The sequence below is a fragment of the Sinomonas sp. ASV486 genome (assembly GCF_030908215.1).
Lineage (GTDB): Bacteria > Actinomycetota > Actinomycetes > Actinomycetales > Micrococcaceae > Sinomonas > Sinomonas puerhi.
In genome coordinates, this window is record NZ_JAVFJK010000005.1 from 1 (window position 1) to 22,078 (window position 22,078).

The window sequence follows — 22,078 nt, forward strand, 5'->3', positions numbered from 1 at the left end:
TCTACAGCACCCCCGCCACCGAGTTCGTCGCGACCTTCATCGGCAGCCTCAACCGCCTCCAAGGCCGCCTCCAGGACGGCCGCATCATCCCCGGCGCCGGCGTGGTCGGCATCCGCCCCGAGGACGTCGTCTTCACCCCCGGCTCCGCTCCGCCGACGCCGCCAAGCACAGCACCGGCAGCGAGGGGATCCCCGCCACAGTCCACCGCGTCGTCCCCCGCGGCCACTTCACCGAGGTCCACCTCACCCGCGACGACGCCAGCCTGCGCAGCTACGCCACCGGCAACCCGCCCCCCGTCGGGACCCGCGGCCACGCGCGGGTCACCAAATGGCTCACCTTCGAGGACGGCAGGCTTGTCACCACGGGGGACGGCGCGTGAACGACGCAACGTCGCCCACGACGGCCGCCGCGCCGCTGGTGACCGCGCACCGCGGCGACGTGGAGCAGCACCGCGAGAACACCCTGGCAGCCGTCCGGGCGGCCGTCGAAGCCGGCGCGGACTTCGTCGAGGTCGACGTCCGGCTCACCCGCGACGGGTACGCAGTGCTCCTCCACGACCCCACCCTCGAGCGGATGTGGGAGGACCCGCGGGACATCGGGGACGTGGACTGGGCAGACGTCGCGGCCCTGGGCCGGGGCGAAGGCAAGGACCACCGCATCCCGCTCCTCTCCGACGCCCTCGACCTCGTCGCGGGCACCGGCTCCGTGCTGCTCATCGACATGGACGAGCCCGGCCCCGCCCAGGCGAGCGTCGCCGTCGTCCGCAGTCATGCCCAGGACGCGCGCGCAGCGGGCACCGAACCAGCCCGCGTCGCATGGTGCGGGAACCTCGAGGCCATGACGATCGTGCGCGGCCTCGACGCGGACGCGAGCGTGTGGCTCCCCTGGAACCGCCGCGACCTGCCGCCGGCCGAGCTCCTTGCACGGCTGCGCCCGCACGCCGTGAACTCCGACTACGCCGTCCTCAGCCAGGCGCTCGTCGACGCCGCCCACGCCGCGGGCGCACTCGCGGCCTGCTGGACGGTCGACACCGAGGACGGCATGCGCTGGGCACTCGCCCTCGGGGTGGACGCGGTCACCACCAACCGCCTCTCCGTCCTCCGGACCGTCATCGCCGAGGGCCCGGCCGCCTGGGCCTCGGCACCGCACCCGAGGCACCTCCCGGGCGATGAGCTCGCGGCGGCAGCCGCCGTGGCCCACGAGCTGGCCCTCTGGGCCATCGACTACACCCGCCAAGCCAACCTCGGCCGCGTCCGCACCAAGGCCAACCCCGCCGACCACGTCACCGAAGTGGACCTCGCCGTCGAGCAGCACGTCCGCCAGGTCATCGCCGCCCGTCTCCCCGGCCACCTCGTGGTCGGCGAAGAACTCGGCGGCACCCCGGCGCCGGGGGTGCCGTGCTGGTACGTCGACCCAGTCGACGGGACCGCGAACCTCGCCAACGGCATGCCATGGACCGCCTTCTCACTCGCCCTCGCCATCGACCACGAGCCGCTCGTCGCCGTAGTAGCCGACATATGGCGCGGGAACGTCCTCGCAGCCGTCGCCGGCTACGGCGCCGAAGCCGACGGCGACCGCCTCGACCTCTCCCACGGGGCGGGGATGCACGACGTCGCGTCGCCGGGGGACGCTGTCGCGGGCCTCGCTGGCACCGTGGTCGCCACCGAGCTTCTAGGCCACCTGCCATGGCCGGGCTTCGCCGCGTTCCTTGACGAAATGTCCAGGCGGTTCTGCACGGTGCGTGTCATGGGCTCCGGGACGCTCTCGCTCGCAGGGGTTGCCGTGGGGCGGGGCGCCGGCGGTGTCGTTGTGCGGTTCAGCCCGATCGACCATCTGGCCGCGGTCCTCATCGTGCGCGAGGCCGGAGGGGTCGTCCTCGACGAGGATGGCCGCCTGACGGCGTGGCCCGAGTCCGGAGGCGTCCTCGCGGCGCGGCCCGAGCATGCTGCCGAGCTGCACGAGGCATGGACTGCGGCACTGCGCGCCGATCTCGAGCCCGCACGTGTGGACTGACCCACCGCGGGACGGGAGCCTCTCCGCGGAGGTCGCCACCTGGACGCGGCGCACACGCTTCGAGCTTGTTCGCCGCGTCTAGCTGCCGTTCGCGACTCACCATCCTCAGGTCATGACCCTGGCGGCCGGCCGGGTGTTCCTCACGACCGTTGAAGTCCTTGATCCTCCGCATCCGCTGGCCGGCGCGGATGGGGACCCGTCCCTCCGCGTAGCTGGCCACGGTCGCTCTCACCGGACCCCGCCCCGGGAACGCTTTACGGGGCAATGAGCGGATCCTCCGGACGACTCGAGCGCCCAGTCGTCGGGACCACCCCGCAGCAGGGTGGGCTCAGGGGACCCGTTGCCTGGAAGCAACGGGTCCCCGTCACACGCCCGTGACAGCCATACGTCAGGCCGCAAGCCGTGTGCCGTTCGTGGAGCCCCAGCCCTTCACGTACGGCGCGCGGCGACAGGCCAGCTTCTGGCCGTCAGCGGACGGGTCTACGCCGTCGCGGACGCCCTTGCGCGACGACGGCTCAGGGCCAACCCCGTCCCGAGGCCGGCTCCGAGGCCGAGGCTCAGGGTCAGGGCTGCCAGCAGCAGGGTGAACGTGAGCGTCATGGTGCCGCTTGTTTCCTGCGAGAGCGACGCAAGGCAGGCTTCTGGTGCCGCGCCGCCTTGTGTCGGTGCCTGCGGTTGCGACGCAGCGTACGCCTGAGTCTGCGTAGCCGCTGGCGTCCACGAGGCAGCCAGAGGTCGAGCCACTGCAGACGTGCCTGCGTTGCTGCCGGGGGCGAGCGTCACGTAGACGACGAAGACAGCACGAGCGCCGCCAGTGCCGGGCGCGCTGGCTGCACGGGGCATCCCTGAGGTGCTGGGCATGCCTGGTGTGCCCGAGGCTCCTGGGATGCCGAGCTCGCCTGATGCGCCGGGCGTGGCGGGCATGCCCGACGTGCCGGGTGTACCCGAGGAGCCCGGTGTACCCGAGGCGCCACGAGTGCCGGTCGTGCCGCAGTCGCCCGCAACCATCGCGGCTGGTCCGCCGAAGCCCGCGGAAAGCGGCAGCGCGAGGCACGCCTTCGGGTTCGTCGCGACGTCGACGCCGCCAACCAGGCCGGTCCCCGTGCCCGTCCCTGTGCCGGTGCCAGTGCTCGTGGTGAGCGTGGTGGGTGGGGTGAGGGTGACGGCGGGGTCGGTGGCTGCGCTGAGTGCGCCTGTGGACCCGCCGACCTGGCCGGTCCCTGTGCCCGTGCCCGTGCCAGTGCTCGTGGTGAGCGTGGTGGGTGCGGTGAGGGTGAGGACGGGATCTGTCGTGGCGGTCAATGAGCTGACGGTTGCCGGGGTGACGATCACGCCGGACTGCGGATCGGGTGGGGTCGTGGCCGCACTTGCGGCGGCGTGGCCGAGGCCCAGCAGGCCTCCCGCGACCAGAGTTCCGAGCATGGCTCGGCGCACATAGATGTGCATGGTTCTTCTCCTGACGAGGTGATGGGGGCGCCGGTGGCGCCGGGGAACGAGTGTCTGCGCGAGGGCAGACCTGTCCCCTCCTAGTCGGGAGTCGATCCGGGATCGAACGAGGGCGAGGCCGGTAGGCGCGTGGCCGTGTGGCCCAGTCGGCCGCCTGCGCGGCTCAGGAGCATGAGCGAGAAAGCGCTCGCGCCCAAGGCGGTGGCGGCACCGGAGCCGCCTCCCGCACCGGAGGGCGAACTCTCACCCGAGGTGGGAGCAGGGGCTGGCGCAATGACGGGATCCCGGGGAAGGTCCGGCCACCCGCTGCCCGTGCCTGAAGCGACCATCGCGGCGCCATCGAGGACAAAGGCACCGGCCATTGCCGGGGGAGTGGGGCGTGCGGTTGCGGCCGCGGACAGCCCAGCTTCGCCCGCGAGCGGGTCCTGCCTCATCGGCTCCCCGGCGGGTGAGTCTCCGCCGGGGTGGTCAAGAGGCGTGGATGCCGCTGGTGCAGTGTCCATGAAGATGTCGGCTAGGCCGGGAACCGGCCGCGTGGGCGCCGGAGCGGTCGTGGTCTCGAGCACTTGACCCACGGGCTGTGCGACTGGGGCGAGCGCGTCCCCTGTTCCTTGGGCAACCGCGCCCACTGTGCCTCCGACAGCTCCCACCGCTTCTACGGCCAAGCTCGTGGTGCCCTCGACGACGGGTGTGATCACTGGCGCGAGGGGCGAGGCCGGTCCACCGGTGAGTGGCGCCACGGCCGTGGGCACGGCCCCGGCAAGCGAGGTGGCCGTCGACGTCGTCGTGGCTGTGAGGCCCGCGAGGGTGCCGCCCGGATCCGAGGCGAGCGCCGCCGTCGTGGCAGGTACCGAGCTCATGGGTCCTGAGGCGGTGGCCGAGGGTGCGGGCGCAACGATGCCGCCCACGAGGTCTCCTGGGGAGGGAATGGCGGCGTTCGCTGGGGCGCCCGAAAGGAGAATCCAAGCGGCTCCGAGGCCAGCGGCCGCGGCCGCGTGGCGGGCAACGGTGAGGGCGCGTGCGCGCCAGCGTCCACCAATGCGCATGGGTTCCCTCCTCCCCAAGGCAAGCCGCCGCCCCGCGGCGGGCTGTTCAAGCCTCATGCTAGGCGCGCTCCGAGTTCGGGTCCAGAGCTGGAGGACTTTGTCAGTGGATTTCGTCGTTCGGGTAGCGGATGCCGAGCTGCCGCCGCACGCCGTCGAAGAGGCGCATCGTGTCCACTGTGTGCTTCCACGGCATGGTGGGGCTCTCGACGGCGCCCTGCTGGATGCAGCGCACCACCTCCCGCAGCTCGTACACGTAGCCCCGGCCCACCACGTCAATCGTTTCGGTCCGCGCCGGGTCCCATCCGCGGCGCACCACGAGCTCCGTGGGGTTGTTGATGCTGCCGACGCTCGTGAGGACTCCCTCGGTGCCGGCCACCGTGGCGGTTCGGGGCCCGTGGGCGACGAACGAGGAGATGAGGGTCGCGAGCTGCCCGCCGCTGTACGAGAGGGTGAGGGCATTCTGCTCGTCCACGCCATCCTCGTTGAGGCTCCCGACGGCCGTCAGGGAGTCGGGGAAGCCGAGCGCACCCACGGCCCACAGGAGCGGATACACGGTCAGGTCCAGCAGCGCCCCGCCGCCTGCGGACACGTCCCAGATGCGGCTCTGCGGGTCCTTGGGCGCCGGGAAGCCCAGATCGGCGGAGACCCATTGGATCTCGCCAAGATCGCCAGATTCGATGATGTCCAGCGCCCTGAGCATGCCCGGCACGAACCTGCTCCACACGGCCTCCATGAGGAAGAGGCCCCGCGCCGAGGCGAGGTCCACGAGCGCCTGCGCCTCATGGGCGTTGACGGTAAAGGCCTTCTCGACGAGCACGTTCTTCCCGGCCTCGAGCGCTGCCTTCGCCACCTCGAAGTGCTGTCCGTGCGGAGTGGCGACGTAGACGACGTCGATATCAGGGTCCTGCACCAGCTGCGCGTACCCCGGAGTCGCCCCCTGATCGGCGTACGTGTGGGCCGCACCGAATTCGCGGGCGAAGGCGAGGGCGGTCTCGTGGTGCCTCGAGCTCACAGCATGCAGGGAGGCATCGGGCAGGAGGATCAGGTCGCGCGTCACGGTCCGGGCGATGCCGCCCGTCGCCACGACGCCCCAGCGGACCGTGCGGCCCGTCGGCTCGAGCGGGTCATCGGACGGCTGCAGTGAGAGCCACGGGCGCTGGATGTGACGCGTCATGCGCCCATCCTTCCACGCCCCTGGCGACACCATGCCGATGCGAGGAACGGAGGGTTGCGTGAGGCGAGCCTCCCCTCGCTGGACGGGGCGTGGCAGGACGGGCAGGATCGGACCATGGGGATCCTCCGTCTCGTGCGCGCCTATCCGCTCGTTATCGCCGCCATCATCGTTCTCGCGCTCTCGCTGCTCCTGGCCGGGATCGGGCAGGGCGAGGCGGCGCAGCTCGTGGCCAGCATCTTCGCGGGAGGCGTGGCGGCCTGGACGTTCGTGGGGATGGTGCGGGAGATCCTCCGGGGGCATTGGGGACTCGACCTCCTCGCTGTCACGGCGATCGTCGCGACCCTGCTCGTGGGGGAGTACGTCGCTGCGGTGATCATCGTGCTCATGCTCTCGGGCGGTGAGGCGCTTGAGGACTACGCCGCGGGGCGCGCGAAGCGGGAGCTCACGGCTCTTCTGGACCGGGTGCCGCGCACCGCACACCGACGCCTCGCAGACGGCACCGTGGAGGACGTGCCGCTCGAGGATGTGGCCCCCGGTGACCTCCTCGTGGTCCGTCCCTCCGAGGTGGTCCCTGTTGACGGCGTGCTGGAATCTGGGGCGGCCTCGTTCGACGAGTCCTCGCTCACTGGGGAGAGCCTCCCCGTGGATCGCGAGGCGGGGGAGAAGGTCCTCTCCGGCTCCGTCAACAGCACGACGGCGGCGCTGCTCCGTGCGAGCGCGACGGCCGCGGACAGCCAGTTCTCCCAGATCGTGGCCCTCGTGCGCGAGGCTTCCGCGAGCCGCGCCCCGGTGGTGCGCCTCGCCGACCGGTATGCCGTCCCGTTCACAGCCTTCTCGCTCGCGCTCGCGGCCGTGGGCTGGTGGCTCTCCGGCGACCCACGGCGGTTCGCCGAGGTGCTCGTCGTCGCGACCCCTTGCCCGCTGCTCATCGCAGCCCCCGTGGCGTTCATGGGCGGCATGAGCCGCGCGGCGAAGAACGGGGTGATCGTCAAGGGTGGCGCCGTCCTCGAGCTGCTCTCGCGGGTCAAGACCGCCGCGTTCGACAAGACGGGAACGCTCACCCGTGGTCGTCCCGAGCTCGTCTCAGTCCGCCCCGAGCGCGGGTTCGACGCCGCGGAACTCCTAGCGCTCACGGCCTCGGCTGAGCAGTACTCCACTCACGCGCTCGCCTCATCCATCGTCGAGGCGGCCGTCGCCCAGGGTGCCGAGCTGATTCCAGGGTCTGGCGCCGAGGAGGCCGCAACGAACGGCGTGCTGGCACAGCTCGAGGACCAGCGGGTCCTCGTGGGCAAGCGCGCGTTCGTGGGCGCTGAGACCGGGCGCGAGATCGCAGAGCCGCCGCTCGAGCCGGGGGAGCTCGCCGTCTACGTGGCAGTGGACCGGGCGTTCGCGGGCGTCGTCGTGCTTCGCGACCTGCCCCGCCCCGAAGCGAAGGCGACCCTCGCCAGGCTCGCCGAGCTCGGTGCGCGGCACACGGTCATGCTCACGGGCGACGGCGCACGGACCGCCCGCAGCATCGCCGACCAGCTGGGGGTCTCTGATGTGCGGCCCGAACTGCTGCCGCTGGACAAGGTCGAGATCGTGCGGGCGGCGGCGCCTCGGCCCGTGCTCATGGTCGGCGACGGCGTCAACGACGCTCCGGTCCTCGCGGCCGCGGATGTCGGCATCGCGATGGGTGCGCGCGGCTCGACGGCTGCGAGCGAGTCCGCCGACGCCGTTGTCCTCGTCGACGACATCTCGCGGACGGCGACCGCCGTCGAGATCTCCCAGCACACCGTCCGCGTTGCCCTCCAGTCGATCTGGCTGGGCATTGCGCTCAGCGTGGGGCTCATGATCGTGGCGCTGACCGGTGTGCTGCCCGCGGTTGCCGGCGCGCTCCTCCAGGAGGCCGTGGACCTCGCGACCATCCTCAATGCGCTGAGGGCGGTCCGCGGGGGCCGCCCGGCCGTGCGCGTGTCCGTGGAAGCCACCAGCCATCCCGTCAGGCTGCCCTGACCGGTCCTGTCGCAGCGCGGCGAGTGCAGCGCGACGGCGGCCGCCCCGGCGAGGGGACGGCCGCCGTCGTCAGTGCGGAGCGGGGCTACGGCGTGATCGTCGCCAGGAATACGTCCTCGTCGGGACCGGCCGCGCCGCTGTTGCGCGTGTCTGCCCAGACCGCGTGCACGAGGTTCGAGCCGGGCGCCGTCGAGGCCGCGATGCTCGAGTAGTCCCCGAGGAAGCCCCTCTGGCTCGCGTTGGCCTGCGGGCTCGGGTACGCCTGACCGTCGCTGACGCTGCGGTAGGCGGAGAAGCTGGTGGCACCCGCCGCGCGGGCGCGCAGTCCGTAGCCGAACGTGCCGCCGCCGACGGCTGTGCCGCTGTACGGGTTGGCGTTGTAGAAGCTGACCGCCGTCGTGCCCGTCCGGGTGATGGCAACGGACGGCTGGGACAGGGCTGCCCCGGTGACGCCGTCGAGTACGGTGCCCCCGCCCGCCGCGTCGGTCCAGGTCCGGCCGCCGTTGGTGCTGTCGGAGACCACGACGTTGTACGTCCCGCTCGCGTCCGCGGCATGACGACCGTCCTGCCAGACCGCGACGAGGTGGTTGGGGTTCGTGGGATCGACCGCGACTGCCGGGTAGTCGTTGGTCCTCACGTTGAGCGACTTCACGCACTCCTCCGGGCCTCGGCCGAAGTCGCAGAGCGCCACATGGCTCTCATCATCCTGGCCGACCTTCACAACCGGGCCCATCGTGCCGTCCGTGTTGATGCGACGGCCGAGCTGCTGGTTGAGCGCGGTCGGCGTGTTGCCGTTGCTCCACACGACGAAGACGCTTCCGTCGCTCGGGTCGACCACAGGCATGCTGCCCTGGTCGAAGTTGCACGCATCTGCGGCAGCCTTCTTGTCGAACGTGTTGCCGCCGGTGCACAGGGGGGAGGACCCGCTGACGTTCGCGATCGGGGACCACCTCTGGCTCGTGGCGTCCCACTTCGAGTAGAAGATCTCGGAGCTGCAGTAGGCGCCGGGGTTGTTGCCCGTGGAGCACTTCTGGTCGGAGTTGAACACCGTGAAGGTGACGTAGACGCTCTTCTGACCGGTACGCGGGTCGCCAGCCATGAACTGCTTGTCGTAGAAGGTGTGGCCGTCGTTGGCCTCGGCGACGACGAACTTCGAGGCGCCCGCGCCCACGTTCGCGTAGGCCGATCCCTTGAGCGCCGCGGTGGACGGGACAGCGAGGAGCCCTGTGGCGTTGCTGTTGACGTCGAAGACCACGCAGGAGTACCAGGCGACACCCGCTCCGTTGAAGGTCACGTTGGGGTCGCTCGCGGCGTCGTAGGTGTGGCCCGTGCCGGGATTCAGGTGCTGGAAGAACGGAGGGAGCCCGTCGCCGAACGTGGCCCCCTGGTCCAGTGAGTAGTCGAAGCCGCAGTGGTTGAAGCCGATGCGGCTGTCGTTCTGGCCTGCGATGACGTTGGTGGGGTCGAGGGGGTTGACGGCCACCTGCTCCTCGGCCTGCCGGCGCGCGGTGCAGTCCTGGTTCACCCTGCGGTTCGTGGGGGAGCCCCGGTTCGCGCAGCCGAGCGCGGACACGGCCGCGTCGGGAGGAAGGTCGGAGGACGCAGCGGACTGCGCATCGGCACCCAGCGCCCGCTCCTCGTCGAAGGTCACCTCCGTGCCGCCGGAGACGTGGGGAAGGGCCTTGCCGTTGTCGAGGTGGCCGTGGGCCTTCACGTCCAGACTCGGGTTGACCGCCTGGGCGCTGCTGACGAATCCGGCGCTCAACGACAGGGTTCCGACCAAGGCGACAACGGCGAGAGCACGACGAGCTTTCATTTCCGGTCCAATCGATAGGTCTGACGGGGGCCAAGAGCAGTGACAGTGTCCGTCCGCAGGATTGGGGCTGTAAAGACGCCAGCCGCCGCCTCCGGAAGAGGCGACGGCTGGCGTGGTGGTTCGGTGCAGGGTCCTACTGGGTGAGCTTGCTCAGCGTCGGATCGTTCGCGTAGGCGTCCTTGGCGTTCGCCTTCGTGACGATGACCGGCGGGAGCAGGAACGCGGGGACGACCTTGGTGCCGTTGTTGTACGACTTGTCGTCGTTGACGTCCGGCGTCTGGCCAGCCTGGAGCTTCTTGACCATGTCGATCGCCTTGTTCACGAGGTTGCGCGTGTCCTTGTTGATGGTCGAGTACTGCTCGCCCGCCATGATCGACTTGACCGACTCGACCTCGGAATCCTGGCCCGTCACGACCGGGATCGGCTTGCCAGCGCTCTTCACCGAGGTGATGATGGCGCGGGCAAGGGTGTCGTTCGGCGAGAGCACGCCGTCGAGCGTCTTCGAGTTGTAGCTCGACGCGAGGAGGGTGTCCATGCGCTTCTGGGCGTTCTCAGCCTTCCAGCCCTGGGTCACGGCCTGGTCGAAGGACTTCTGGCCCGAGACGACGTTGAGTGTGCCGTCGTCGATCTTCGGCTGCAGGACGCTCATGGCGCCGTTGAAGAACACCTTCGCATTGGCGTCGTCCGGGGAGCCGGCGAAGAGCTCGACGTTGTAAGGGCCCGTGGCCTTCTTGGCCTTCATGCCGTCCAGGAGCGCCTGGCCCTGGAGCACGCCGACCTTGAAGTTGTCGTACGCCACGTAGTAGTCCACGTTCGGGGTGTTCAGGAGCAGGCGGTCATACGCGATCACCGTGGCGCCTGCCTGCTTCGCCTGGGCGAGCTGGGTGCCGAGCTGCGATCCGTCGATGGCGCCGACGATGATGACCTTGGCGCCCTTCGTGACCATCGCGGAGATCTGGTTCTGCTGCTCGGAGACGCCGCCGTTCGCGAACTGGACGTCCGCGGTGAAGCCGGCGCCCTTGAGCCCGTCGTTGAAGAGGCCCTCGGCGAGGACCCAGTTCTCCGACGTCTTCTGCGGGAGCGCGACGCCGATCTCGGAGTTCTGCGCGAACCCGGCAGCGCCGCTGCTCGAGCCGCTTGATCCGCTGTCCGAGCGACCGCAGGCGGTCAGCGCCAGTGCTGCGATCGCAGCAATGGCTGCTGCCTTTCCTGCCTTGCCAAACTTTCGCATGGTGTTCGCTTTCTGTGGTTCTTCTCTGGTTTCCAGTGGGGAAATCGGGGGTGGTGATGGGCGACGGCGCGTGGCCGCCGCCGTCGTCAGCTTTCCTTGGCGAGGACTTCGCTGGTCTTGGTGGTCTCGTCCGGGCGGGAGGGCTCGCTCCTGGAGCTGTTGCGCAGGAGGAGGCCGATGATCGAGCGCTTGCCCTGGGACTTGTTGTAGACGTCGAAGGCGACTGCCGCGAGGAGTACGAGGCCCTTGATGATGGCGGTGCGGTCCGCGCCGATGCCCAGGAGCTGCAGTCCGTTGTTGAGCACGGCCATGACGAGGCCTCCAACGATCGAGCCGATCACGGTGCCGACGCCGCCGGTGACGGCCGCGCCGCCGATGAACACGGCCGCGATTGCGTCGAGCTCCCAGCCGGTGCCGTCGAACGGGCCGGAGGCGGTGGAGCGGGCCACGAAGACCATGCCGGCGAGGGCCGCGAGGATGGCCATGTTCATCATGACGAGGAAGTTGACCTTCTTGGACTGCACGCCGGAGAGCTCGGCCGCGTGCCGGTTGCCGCCGACGGCGTAGATGTGGCGGCCGACGACTGTCTTGGCGGAGATGAAGCCGTAGATGAGCACGAGGACGCCGAGGATGATGCCCGGGACCGGGAAGGAGGTGCCGGTGCGGCCTGTGGCGAAGAGGTACGTCGCGTAGAGGATGGCCGCGCAGATGAGCACGAGCTTCGTGATGCTCACCCACAGCTCGGGGACCTCGGCGCCGAGCTCCTTGGCCTGGCGGCGGCCGCGCACCTCGAACCAGATGACGGCCGCGGCCCCGATGAGCCCGAGGAGGAGCGTCAGGTTGTTGTACCCGAGCTTCGGGCCGATCTCGGGCAGGTAACCGGCGCCGATGTACTGGAAGTCCGTCGGAACGGGGACCGTGTTGGACTGGCCGATGAACTGGTTCACACCGCGGAAGATGAGCATGCCGGCGAGCGTGACGATGAAGGCGGGGATCCCGACGTAGGCCACCCAGAAGCCCTGCCACGCCCCGATGAGCGCGCCGATCGCGAGGCCGAGGACGATCCCGACCCACGTGGGCAGGTGCCAGTCGCGCATCGTGATGGCCACGATGATGCCCACGGCCGCGGCGATCGAGCCGACGGAGAGGTCGATGTGGCCCGCGATGATCACGAGGACCATGCCGATCGCGAGGATGAGGATGTACGAGTTGCCGTTGAAGAGGTTGATGACGTTGTCCGGGGTGAGCGTGAGCCCGCCGGTGAGGATCTGGAACAGGACGATCAGGGCCACGAGGGCGAAGATCATCCCGAATTGGCGGGTGTTGCCGCCGAAGAGCTTCTTGAGGGCGTCCATGATTGGTCCTTCGTTCTCTCAGGCTGCCTTGCGGGCCTGGGTCATGAGCTTCATGAGGCTCTCCTGCGTGGCCTCTTCCTTGGTCAGGACGCCGGTGATCGCGCCCTCGAAGATCGTGTAGATGCGGTCGGAGAGCCCCAGCAGTTCGGGGAGCTCGGACGAGATGACGATCACGCCCTTGCCCTGGCTCGCGAGGCGCTGGATGATCCCGTAGATCTCGTACTTCGCTCCGACGTCGATGCCGCGGGTGGGCTCGTCGAGGATGAGCAGCTCGGGATCGGTGAACATCCACTTGGCCAGGACGACCTTCTGCTGGTTGCCGCCCGAAAGCTTGGCGACCCCCTCGTCGACGTTCGGCGTCTTGGTCCGCAGCGACTTCCGGTACTCTTCCGCGACCTTGTACTCCTGGTTGCGGTCGACGACGAGGCCGCGGGTGATCTTCTTCAGCGCGGCCGAGACGGTGGTCGTCTTGATGTCGTCCAGCAGGTTCAGGCCCAGGGTCTTGCGGTCCTCGGTCACGTAGCCCAGCCCGGTGTCGATGGCCTGGGCGACGGTGTGCATCTTGACCTCCTTGCCGTGCATGAAGGTCTGGCCGCCGACGAACTTGCCGTAGGAATGGCCGAAGATGCTGCGGGCGAGCTCCGTGCGGCCGGCGCCCATGAGCCCGGCGAACCCGACGATCTCGCCCTTGCGGACAAAGAAGTTGGAGCCCTTGCAGACGAGGCGGTCCGCGATGACGGGGTGCTGGACGGTCCAGTTCCTGGCCTCGAAGAGCACCTCGCCGATCGTGGGGGTGTGGTCGGGGAAGCGGGATTCGAGCGTGCGGCCGACCATGCCCTTGATGATCCGGTCCTCGTCGACGCCGTCGCGCTTGACGTTGAGGGTCTCGATCGACTTGCCGTCGCGGATGATCGTGATCTCGTCTGCGATCTGCTCGATCTCGTTGAGCTTGTGGGAGATCATGATGCTCGTGACGCCGCGGCCCTTGAGGCCCACGATGAGGTCGAGCAGATGCTGCGAGTCCGCCTCGTTCAGCGCGGCAGTGGGCTCGTCGAGGATGAGGAGCTTGACCGACTTGTTCAGCGCCTTCGCGATCTCCACGAGCTGCTGCTTGCCGACGCCGATCTCCTTGACCTGCGTGTCCGGATCGTCCTTGAGCCCCACCCGGGCGAGCAGCTCGATGGAGCGCTTGCGCGCTTCCTTCCAGTCGATCACTCCCCGCTTGGCCGGCTCGTTGCCCAGGAAGATGTTCTCCATGATGGACAGCTCGGGGATGAGCGCGAGCTCTTGGTGGATGATCACGATCCCGGCCGCTTCGCTGGCCCGGATGTCCTTGAACTCCTGCGTCTGGGACTGGTAGACGATGTCGCCCGAGTAGCTCCCGTAGGGGTAGACACCCGAGAGGACCTTCATGAGCGTGGACTTGCCCGCGCCGTTCTCGCCGCAGATCGCGTGGATCTCGCCGGCCTTCACCTTCAGGGTCACATTCGAGAGCGCCTTCACCCCGGGGAATTCCTTGGTGATGGACCGCATCTCGAGGATCACAGGTTCGTTCGGCTCCATGTGCCGCTGGCCTCCTGGTCATCAAACACGAACTTCATTGTCCGGCGGCCTTGGAGCGGCGCCGTCTGAGTAGAAAGTAAACAAGCCCTCGGGGCTTGTCGTCAAGGCTTTAACGCAATCTATACCCGGATTGTTGTCTTCCGGGTCACCATTCCGCCTCAGGTGTGGCGGGCGATGTCCGCGTTCTGGAACACGAGCGCGGCGGCGCCGAGGACCTCCGCGCGGGCGCCGAGTGCCGACATCGCGACGGTCGTCGTCTCGCCGATGAGCGGCACGGCATGGCGCAGGAGCCCGCGCCGGATTGGCTCGAGGAGCAGCTCCCCGAGCTCGGCCAGAGGGCCACCGATGACGATCACCTCGGGATTGATCAGATTGGCCACGGCGCCGAGCGCGCGGCCGGTCGCCAGCCCGGCGTCGTCGAGCACCCTCAGTGCGGCGGGCGAGCCCCCGAGGGCGCGGTGCACGATGTCGTCGGGGGTGAGGGGCTCAGGTTCACCGCGGCTCAGGAGCTCGGACATCGTAGTGGTCGAGGATACCGTCTCGAGGCAGCCGCGATTGCCGCAGCGGCACATGAGCCCGTGCTCGGAGATGGTCATGTGGCCGATCTCGCCGGTGACCCCGACGTGCCCGTAGAACAGCGCGCCGTCGAGGATGAGGCCCGCTCCGATCCCTGATCCGATCTTGACGAACATGAGGTTCGAGACCCCGTTGTGCGGGCCCCACGTGATCTCGCTCAGAGCGCCGAGATTGGCGTCATTGTCTACGAAAACCGGGAGTCTGAGCCGTTCCTCGAGGTGGGAGAGGATCTGGAATCCGACCCATTCCGGGAGGATTGCGCCCTGGACCACGGTTCCCGTCCGGTGGTCGATCGGCCCGGGGATCCCGGCGCCGACTCCTACGATGTCCTCGCGGCGCACGCCGGTCTCCGCGATGAGGCGGTCGAGGACGTCGACGGCGGCCGTGATGCTCACATCGGCCTGATGCCCGAGCGGCAGGCTCATGCTCTCCTCGGCGAGCACCTCGTAGGCGAGGTTGGCCAGGACCACGCGGAGGTGCCGGCGTCCGAAGTCTATGCCGACGGCGACCGCCGAGTTGCTGTTGAGCCGCACCCTCAGGGCGCGCCTGCCGGAGCTCGTCGTCGGCTCGGTGGCGACCACGCTGGCATCGTGAAGGACCTTGACGATGTTGGAGACGGTCGCCGTGGAGAGCCCGGTGTGCCGGGACAGCTCAGCCTGGGTGGCAGGCCCCGCCATGAGGGCCTCCACAATACGCTGCTCGTTGAGCTTGCGGAGAGCAGACTGGGAGCCCGGATTGCCGGCGCCGCTCGTCATCGAGCGCAGGGTGGAGACCATGCCCTACAGCTTCTACCCGCCCACGGCTTGTCGTCAAGAAATTAACGCAACCGAGGACTTCGGGCCCCGTTTACCTACTGGCCACTAGTCTGGGCGCATGAGCCCAGTCATCGAGTTCGGGGGCGTGGCCCCGGACATCCATCCGAGCGCGTTCGTGGCGCCGACCGCGTCGATCATCGGCGACGCGCATCTGGCCGAGCGGTCGAGTGCCTTCTACGGCGTCTCGGTCCGCGCGGACACCGCGACGATCACCATCGGCGCCGGCAGCAACCTCCAGGACAACGTGGTCCTGCACGCGGATGCGGGCTTCCCCTGCACGGTGGGGGCTGGCGTTTCAGTTGGCCACAACGCCGTCGTGCACGGGTGCACGGTGGGGGACAACGTCCTCGTGGGCATGAGCGCGACCATCATGAACGGAGCCGTGATCGGAGCCGAATCCCTCGTCGCGGCCGGCGCCGTCGTGCTTGAGGGGACGCAGGTGCCTCCCCGCTCCCTGGTGGCCGGGGTGCCGGCCAAGGTGCGGCGTGAACTCACGGACGACGAGGTCGCGAGCCTCTACCGCAATGCCTCGCATTACGTGGACCTCGCCCGTGCCCACCGGCAGGCCAATCCCCGCTGACTCACCATGCCGCCGAGGTCACCCCGTGTGGGGCCGAGGTCACCGGGTGTGTGCGGCCGAGGTCATCGCGTGTGAGCGCGAGGTCACCCGGTGTGCGGCCGAGGTCACCGCGTGTGTGCGTGAGGTCACCCGGCGTGGGGCCGAGGTCACCGGGTGTGTGCGCGAGGTCAGGTGGTGTGCCCCCGATATCGGGTCGCGAGTGGCGCACGACGGCGACTGGTCACCTCAGGCGGCCATGGCACCGACGTGGCTATGGGCCGTCGTCCGCCCGCCCCGATGGAACAGGCGCCGGCACACGGGCTGTCCTGGACGGGGTGCCAGGCCGGGTGACTTCGGCTCCAGACGGGGTGATCTGGGTGCCACACGGGGTGACTTGGGCGCCACACGGGGTGATCTCGGCGCGAACGCCCAGCTGCTAGGGGAAGACGACCGTCCGGTGCCCGTCGAGGAGCACTCGGTGCTCGGCGTGCCACTGCACGGCGCGGCTCAGGGTGCGGCCCTCGACGTCGCGGCCCAGCTGGACGAAGTGCTCCGGAGTCCGAGAGTGATCCACCCGGATGACCTCCTGCTCGATGATGGGTCCCTCGTCCAGGTCCGCCGTGACGTAGTGCGCGGTGGCCCCGATGATCTTGACGCCGCGTGCATGCGCCTGATGGTACGGCTTGGCTCCCTTGAACGAGGGCAGGAACGAGTGGTGGATGTTGATCGCGCGGCCCTCGAGTGCCCGGCACAAATCGTCGGACAGGATCTGCATGTACCGTGCGAGCACCACGAGCTCAACCCCATGCTCCTCGACCAGGGCAAGGAGCCGCGCCTCCGCCTCGGCCTTTGTCGCTGACGTGACGGGCAGATGCACGAACGGCACCCCGTAGAACTCGGCCATCGGGGCGAGGTCCCTGTGGTTGGAGACGACCACCGGCACCTCGATGGGAAGGGTGCCCGCGCGCTGCTGGAACAGCAGGTCGTTGAGGGTACGGCCGTCCTTGGAGCACATGATGAGGGTGCGCACCGGCTCGCCGCCGTCGAAGAGTCCGAGCCGCATCGAGAACGCCTCGGCGACTGGCGCGAGCGCAGCCTCGAGCGCGGGCCGCTCGGACTCCGTCTCGACCTCGACGCGCATGAAGAAGGTTCCCGTGTCCGGGCTCTCATACTGGCGCGACTCGGCGATGTTGCAGCCGGCCTCGAGCAGCGCGCCCGAGACGGCATACACAATGCCGGGCCGGTCAGGGCAGGAGAGGGTCACGATGAAGGTGTTCCGTTGCACGGGGTCAAGCGTACCGAGCCGCCCACGCGCGGCTCAGCTCAGGGGTCGTCGCGGGCTTCAGCGGACGACGGCGCCGGCCTCCTCGCGCTGCAGGCTGCGGACGGCGGCGATCGCCGCGGCGCGCCCGGCGCGGGTGGCCCCGACCGTCGAGGCGCTCGCCCCGTAGCCGACCAGGAACAGGCGAGGTTCGCGCACGACGCTGACGCCGTCGTCGGCCATGAGGACGCCGCCGCCCGGCTCCCGCACGTGCAGGGGTGCGAGGTGTCCGAGCGAGGCACGGAAGCCGGTGGCCCACAGGATCGCGTCGAGCTCGAGCTCGGTGCCGTCAGTAAGGACGGCCCCTGTGGGGGTGATGCGGGCGAGCGGGCCGCGCGAGACGAGCACCCCTGAGCGGATTCCGGCGAGGTACTGCTCGGTCAGCGGCAGCCCGGTCGCAGCGGAGACGGAGAGCGGAGGGAGGCCGGCGCGGGTCCGCTCGTTGACGCGGCGCTCGACGTCGACGCCCCAGTCAGCATCGAACGCCTCCTCGGTCCACTGCGGCGCACGCCTCGTGGACCACGCCGTCTCGGCGCCGGCGTCGCGGAGCTGGAGGAGGAACTGCAGGGCGCTCGTCCCGCCGCCCACCACGAGGACGCGCTGGTGGGTGAACTCCTCGGCGGAGACGAAGTCGTGGGTGTGGAGCTGCCGCCCGCGGAAGGTCTCCCGGCCGGGGTAGTGGGGCCAGTACGGCGTGTCCCACGTCCCCGTCGCGCTGATGACCGTGTCGGTGTGCCACGCGCGACCGTCGGCCGCGCGCACGAGGAAGCGGTCGCCGTCGTCCGTCGTCCCGACCGACGCGACGCGCACCGGTCGGATCACCGGGAGAGCGAACTCGCGCTCGTACTCGCCGTAGTAGCGGCGCACGACGGCGGAGGCCGGCTCCTTGGGGTCCGGAGCCTCGAGCGGGAGGCCGGGGAGGGGGTGGAGGCCGTGCGCGGCGTCGAAGGTCAGGGAGTCCCAGCGGTGCCGCCACGCTCCGCCGGGGCCCTCGTTGGCATCGAGGACCACGTAGTCCTCCCACGGCGTGAGCCCGCGGCGGCCCAGCCAGTGCGCAGCGCTGAGGCCAGCCTGCCCGGCACCGATCACCACGGCCTTGAGGGTCTCCACCGCATCTCCTTTGTCTGACGTGTCAACTGCTCTATCCAACGCCCGGACAGCTCCGGGGATTCCCCGGCTCCGGGTTAGACTCGACACGTCGCAACTGGCGTTGGGTGGGTCACCACCGGGGAGCGGCGCACAGGGGACACCGCGGATCGTACGCCTGGGCCGAGGGTCGAGAAGCCGTGTCTTCATGCTCTGCCACGCAGTACCGGGCAGCGCTTGGGGCCGGTAGCCTGACCAGTAGCCTCCCAGCCAACGACCCCAGGAGATTCCGTGACTCCCGCCACTCCTACCGTGTCCGCCGTCAGCAACCTCCCGCTGAGCGAGGTCGATCCGGAGATCGCCGCCGTCCTCGAGCAGGAGCTCGGACGCCAGCGCAACACGCTCGAGATGATCGCCAGCGAGAACTTCGCGCCCCGCTCCGTCATGGAGGCGCAGGGTTCAGTCCTGACCAACAAGTACGCCGAGGGCTACCCCGGCAAGCGCTACTACGGTGGCTGCGAGTACGTCGACGTGGCCGAGAACCTTGCGATCGAGCGCGTCAAGGCCCTCTTCGATGCCGAGTACGCCAATGTCCAGCCGCACTCGGGCGCGCAGGCCAACGCTGCCGCGCTGTCCGCAATGATCACGCCGGGCGACAAGATCCTTGGCCTCTCGCTCGCCCACGGCGGGCACCTCACGCACGGCATGAAGCTGAACTTCTCCGGGAAGCTGTACCAGGTCGCCGCGTACCAGGTCGAACAGGACACCTTCCGCGTCGACATGGACAAGCTGCGCGAGCAGGCCCTCGCCGAGCGTCCGCAGGTCATCATTGCAGGCTGGTCCGCGTACCCGCGCCACCTCGACTTCGAGGCGTTCCGCTCGATCGCCGATGAGGTCGGCGCCTTGCTCTGGACCGACATGGCCCACTTCGCGGGCCTCGTCGCGGCCGGCCTCCACCCGTCGCCGGTTCCCCACTCGCATGTCGTGACCTCCACCGTGCACAAGACCCTTGCCGGACCTCGCTCGGGCGTGATCCTGGCCAAGGAGGAGTTCGGCAAGAAGATCAACTCCAACGTGTTCCCCGGCCAGCAGGGCGGCCCGCTCATGCACGTCATCGCCGCGAAGGCCGTGGCGTTCAAGATCGCGGGCTCCGACGAGTTCGCCGAGCGCCAGCAGCGCGTCCTCGAAGGCGCGAAGATCATCGCGGAGCGCCTCAACGCAAAGGATGTGGCCGACGCCGGAGTGTCCGTCCTCACGGGCGGCACCGATGTCCACCTCGTCCTCGTGGACCTGCGCAACTCTCAGCTTGACGGCCAGCAGGCCGAGGACCTCCTCCACGAGGTGGGTATCACGGTGAACCGCAACGCCGTCCCGTTCGACCCCAGGCCCCCGATGGTCACCTCGGGCCTGCGCATCGGCACCCCTGCCCTTGCGACGCGCGGCTTCGGCGCGGTCGAGTTCACGGAGGTCGCGGACATCATCGCGACGGCGCTCAAGGGCGGCGCTGATCTCGCCGCGCTCCGTGCCCGCGTGGACAGGCTCGCTGAAGACTTCCCGCTGTACCCCGGCCACGAGGCATGGTGACCAGGGAGATGCCAGCACAGACCGCCGTCGTCCTCGACGGGAAAGCCGCCTCGGCGGCCATCAAGGCGGAACTCGCCGAGCGCGTCGCCGCGCTCAAAGCCAAGGGTGTGGTCCCCGGGATCGCCACCGTGCTCGTGGGCGGCGACCCCGCGTCGCAACTGTACGTGGGGATGAAGCACCGGCAGTCCGAGGCGATCGGGATGAACTCGATCCAGAAGGAGCTGCCCGCGGACGCGACGCAGGAGCAGGTCGAGGCGCTCCTCGACGAGCTCAACGCGGACCCCGCCTGCCACGGGTACATTGTGCAGCTGCCGCTGCCGAAGCACCTGGACACGGACGCGCTGCTCACACGGATCGACCCCTCCAAGGATGCGGACGGGCTGCACCCGACCAACCTCGGGCGGCTCGTGCTCAACGTCAACGGGAAGATCACCACCCCGCTTCCCTGTACGCCGCGTGGAGTCATCGAGCTCCTGCTGCGCAACGGGTACGACCTCAAGGGCAAGCACGTGGTGGTCGTCGGCCGCGGTGTGACGATCGGACGGCCGATGCCGCTCCTGCTGACCCGTCGCGAGATCAACGCGACGGTGACGATCGTCCACACCGGCACCCCGGACATGGGCCGGTACCTGCGTGATGCGGACGTCATCGTGTCCGGGGCCGGCGTGAAGCACATCGTCAAGCCTGAGGACGTCAAGCCCGGTGCCGCCGTGCTCGATGTCGGTGTGACCCGCGAGGACGATCCCGAGGGCGGCAAGTCCAAGGTGTACGGCGACGTGCACCCCGACGTCGCCCAGGTTGCCGGCTACCTTTCACCCAACCCCGGCGGCGTGGGCCCCATGACCGTGGCGCTCCTCATGACCAATGTGGTTGAGGCCGCGGAGCGGGCAGCCGGCCTCGCCTGAACCAAGCCGCGTTGCGGAGTCAGCTCCCTGCGATGCGGGGTCATCCACCGCGGTGGATGACCCCGCGCCCGTTTCGCTTGAGCGGGGCGCGTCCGGGAGTCACGTCCTGGGGGTCACGTTCTGGAAGTCACATGACGTGACCCCCAGAAGGTGACCCCCAGACGTTGTCCCTCAGTAGCTTCTGAGGCGGGCCGTCAGGCCTTGGCCTGGACCTTCTTGGCGGAGAGGTTGGGGGCGAACATCGTGGCGCCGGATGCCTGCTCGTCCTCGTGGTCCGGGCCGAGCGGGATGCCGCGGCGGTCGCGGAGCATCAGGACAGCGGCGATGGACACGATGGTCGCGATGAGCAGGTAGACCGAGATCGACACAGTGCTGCCGGTGGCCTGAAGGAGCGCCTGGGCGATGGTCGGCGCGAACGCGCCGCCGAGGATCGCGCCGATCGCGTAGGAGATCGATACGCCGGAGAACCGCACGGAGGCCGGGAAGATCTCGGAGTACCACGCCGCCTGCGGTCCGTACGTCAGGCCGAGGCCGACCGAGAAGAGGACGAGCCCCGTGTAGAGACCGGCGACGGTTCCCGCATTGACGAAGAAGAACACCACGAACACCATGACCGACTGGATCGCGAAGCCGATGAGATAGGTGTTCCTGCGCCCGATCGTGTCGGCGAGATAGCCTGCGGCGAGGGTCGAGAAGAACCAGACGGCCGCCGCGACGGTCACCGCGAGGAGCACCGTTGTGGGGTCCATCTTGAGCTTGCCCGTCGCATAGCCCTGGAGGAAGCCGCCGGTCGTCATGTAGCCGGCCGCGTTGTTGCCCACGAAGACGAGGGCGGCGAGGATCACGAGGTGCCAGTGCTTGCGGAACAGGGCCACGATCGGGACCTTGGTCTGCTGGCCGCGCTCGGCGATCTCAGCGAAGACCGGGCTCTCCTCGACGGAGCGCCGCACGAGGAAGCCGACCACGATGAGCACGACGCTCAGGAGGAACGGAACGCGCCAGCCCCACTCGAGGAACGCCTTTCCGGGGGAGACGAGACCCGTCATGATCGCCATGACGCCGGAGGCGAGGAGCATGCCGAGGGGCACGCCGAGCTGTGGGAAGGCGCCCGCGCGGCCTCGGCGGTCGGCCGGAGCGTGCTCGACGGCCATGAGGACGGCGCCGCCCCACTCGCCCCCTGCTGAGACGCCCTGGAGGATGCGCAGGAGCAGCAGCAGGATCGGAGCGCCGATGCCGATCTGGGCGAACGTCGGCAGGACACCGATGAGGGTTGTCGATGCGCCCATCAGGATGAGGGTGAGGACGAGCATCGACCGTCGGCCGATCACGTCGCCGAAGTGCCCGGCCAGGAATGCGCCGAGCGGGCGGAACAGGAACGAGATGCCGACGGTCGCGAAGGAGAGGAGGAGCCCGATGTCCTCGCCGGCGGGCTTGAAGAAGAGCTGGGCGAACACGAGCCCTGCGCCCGTGGCATAGATGAAGAAGTCGTACCACTCGATGGTGGTGCCGATGATGGTCGCGAATGCGACCCGTCGCTGGGTGGCCGGGCTGCTCACGGCTCTAGTGGTGGTCATTGCCTGTCCTTCGGAGTGG

At 69.3% G+C, this 22,078-nt stretch carries 16 protein-coding genes; 5 read left to right on the forward strand and 11 right to left on the reverse strand.

Going from position 1 to position 22,078, the window contains the following annotated elements:
- The first annotated feature begins 375 nt into the window (after positions 1–375).
- A complete protein-coding gene (locus tag RBS60_RS08405; RefSeq protein WP_307957102.1) occupies positions 376–2,013 on the forward strand; it encodes an inositol monophosphatase family protein in 1,638 nt (545 codons plus the stop codon).
- Positions 2,014–2,493: 480 nt separating this feature from the next.
- On the opposite strand, the gene RBS60_RS08410 is transcribed toward RBS60_RS08405, so the two are convergent.
- The 3 genes from RBS60_RS08410 to RBS60_RS08420 form a co-directional block, all read right to left on the reverse strand.
- Complete coding sequence (locus RBS60_RS08410; protein WP_307957103.1) at positions 2,494–3,459, reverse strand: hypothetical protein; 966 nt, start codon at positions 3,457–3,459, stop codon at positions 2,494–2,496.
- 80 nt (positions 3,460–3,539) lie between these two features.
- Positions 3,540–4,505, reverse strand: a complete 966-nt coding sequence (locus RBS60_RS08415) for a hypothetical protein (protein ID WP_307957104.1) — start codon at positions 4,503–4,505, stop codon at positions 3,540–3,542.
- A gap of 100 nt (positions 4,506–4,605) precedes the next feature.
- On the reverse strand, positions 4,606–5,679 hold the full coding sequence (locus tag RBS60_RS08420; RefSeq protein WP_307957105.1) for a Gfo/Idh/MocA family oxidoreductase: 1,074 nt from the start codon (positions 5,677–5,679) through the stop codon (positions 4,606–4,608).
- Between the two features lie 114 nt (positions 5,680–5,793).
- Here RBS60_RS08420 and RBS60_RS08425 point away from each other — a divergent pair, with 114 nt between their 5' ends.
- Entirely contained in the window at positions 5,794–7,674 is a 1,881-nt protein-coding gene (locus RBS60_RS08425; protein WP_307957106.1) for a heavy metal translocating P-type ATPase, read from the forward strand.
- 85 nt (positions 7,675–7,759) lie between these two features.
- On the opposite strand, the gene RBS60_RS08430 is transcribed toward RBS60_RS08425, so the two are convergent.
- From RBS60_RS08430 to RBS60_RS08450, 5 genes are all read right to left on the reverse strand, one after another.
- Complete coding sequence (locus RBS60_RS08430; RefSeq protein ID WP_307957107.1) at positions 7,760–9,490, reverse strand: sialidase family protein; 1,731 nt, start codon at positions 9,488–9,490, stop codon at positions 7,760–7,762.
- A 133-nt stretch (positions 9,491–9,623) separates the two neighbouring features.
- Complete coding sequence (locus RBS60_RS08435; protein ID WP_307957108.1) at positions 9,624–10,721, reverse strand: substrate-binding domain-containing protein; 1,098 nt, start codon at positions 10,719–10,721, stop codon at positions 9,624–9,626.
- Between the two features lie 86 nt (positions 10,722–10,807).
- Positions 10,808–12,076 (reverse strand): multiple monosaccharide ABC transporter permease, encoded by a 1,269-nt coding sequence (gene mmsB / locus RBS60_RS08440; protein ID WP_307957109.1) that lies wholly within the window; start codon positions 12,074–12,076, stop codon positions 10,808–10,810.
- 18 nt (positions 12,077–12,094) lie between these two features.
- Entirely contained in the window at positions 12,095–13,639 is a 1,545-nt protein-coding gene (mmsA, locus tag RBS60_RS08445; RefSeq protein ID WP_307957110.1) for a multiple monosaccharide ABC transporter ATP-binding protein, read from the reverse strand.
- Between the two features lie 158 nt (positions 13,640–13,797).
- Positions 13,798–14,991, reverse strand: a complete 1,194-nt coding sequence (locus RBS60_RS08450) for an ROK family transcriptional regulator (protein ID WP_307957111.1) — start codon at positions 14,989–14,991, stop codon at positions 13,798–13,800.
- A 97-nt stretch (positions 14,992–15,088) separates the two neighbouring features.
- Between RBS60_RS08450 and RBS60_RS08455 the strand changes: the two genes are divergently transcribed.
- Positions 15,089–15,610: a gamma carbonic anhydrase family protein gene (locus tag RBS60_RS08455; protein ID WP_307957112.1), complete on the forward strand. Its 522-nt coding sequence runs from the start codon at positions 15,089–15,091 to the stop codon at positions 15,608–15,610.
- Positions 15,611–16,025: 415 nt separating this feature from the next.
- On the opposite strand, the gene purU is transcribed toward RBS60_RS08455, so the two are convergent.
- Both purU and RBS60_RS08465 read right to left on the reverse strand, forming a co-directional pair.
- Positions 16,026–16,874 (reverse strand): formyltetrahydrofolate deformylase, encoded by an 849-nt coding sequence (purU, locus tag RBS60_RS08460; RefSeq protein ID WP_307957113.1) that lies wholly within the window; start codon positions 16,872–16,874, stop codon positions 16,026–16,028.
- 57 nt (positions 16,875–16,931) lie between these two features.
- On the reverse strand, positions 16,932–18,020 hold the full coding sequence (locus RBS60_RS08465) for an NAD(P)-binding domain-containing protein (RefSeq protein ID WP_307957114.1): 1,089 nt from the start codon (positions 18,018–18,020) through the stop codon (positions 16,932–16,934).
- A gap of 267 nt (positions 18,021–18,287) precedes the next feature.
- Between RBS60_RS08465 and glyA the strand changes: the two genes are divergently transcribed.
- Positions 18,288–19,580, forward strand: coding sequence for a serine hydroxymethyltransferase (gene glyA / locus RBS60_RS08470; protein ID WP_307957115.1), 1,293 nt, complete (start codon positions 18,288–18,290; stop codon positions 19,578–19,580).
- Between the two features lie 8 nt (positions 19,581–19,588).
- A complete protein-coding gene (locus RBS60_RS08475) occupies positions 19,589–20,485 on the forward strand; it encodes a bifunctional methylenetetrahydrofolate dehydrogenase/methenyltetrahydrofolate cyclohydrolase (RefSeq protein WP_307957116.1) in 897 nt (298 codons plus the stop codon).
- 194 nt (positions 20,486–20,679) lie between these two features.
- Here the strand turns inward: RBS60_RS08475 and RBS60_RS08480 are convergent, their stop codons facing one another.
- Complete coding sequence (locus RBS60_RS08480; RefSeq protein ID WP_307957117.1) at positions 20,680–22,059, reverse strand: MFS transporter; 1,380 nt, start codon at positions 22,057–22,059, stop codon at positions 20,680–20,682.
- Positions 22,060–22,078: the final 19 nt, after the last annotated feature.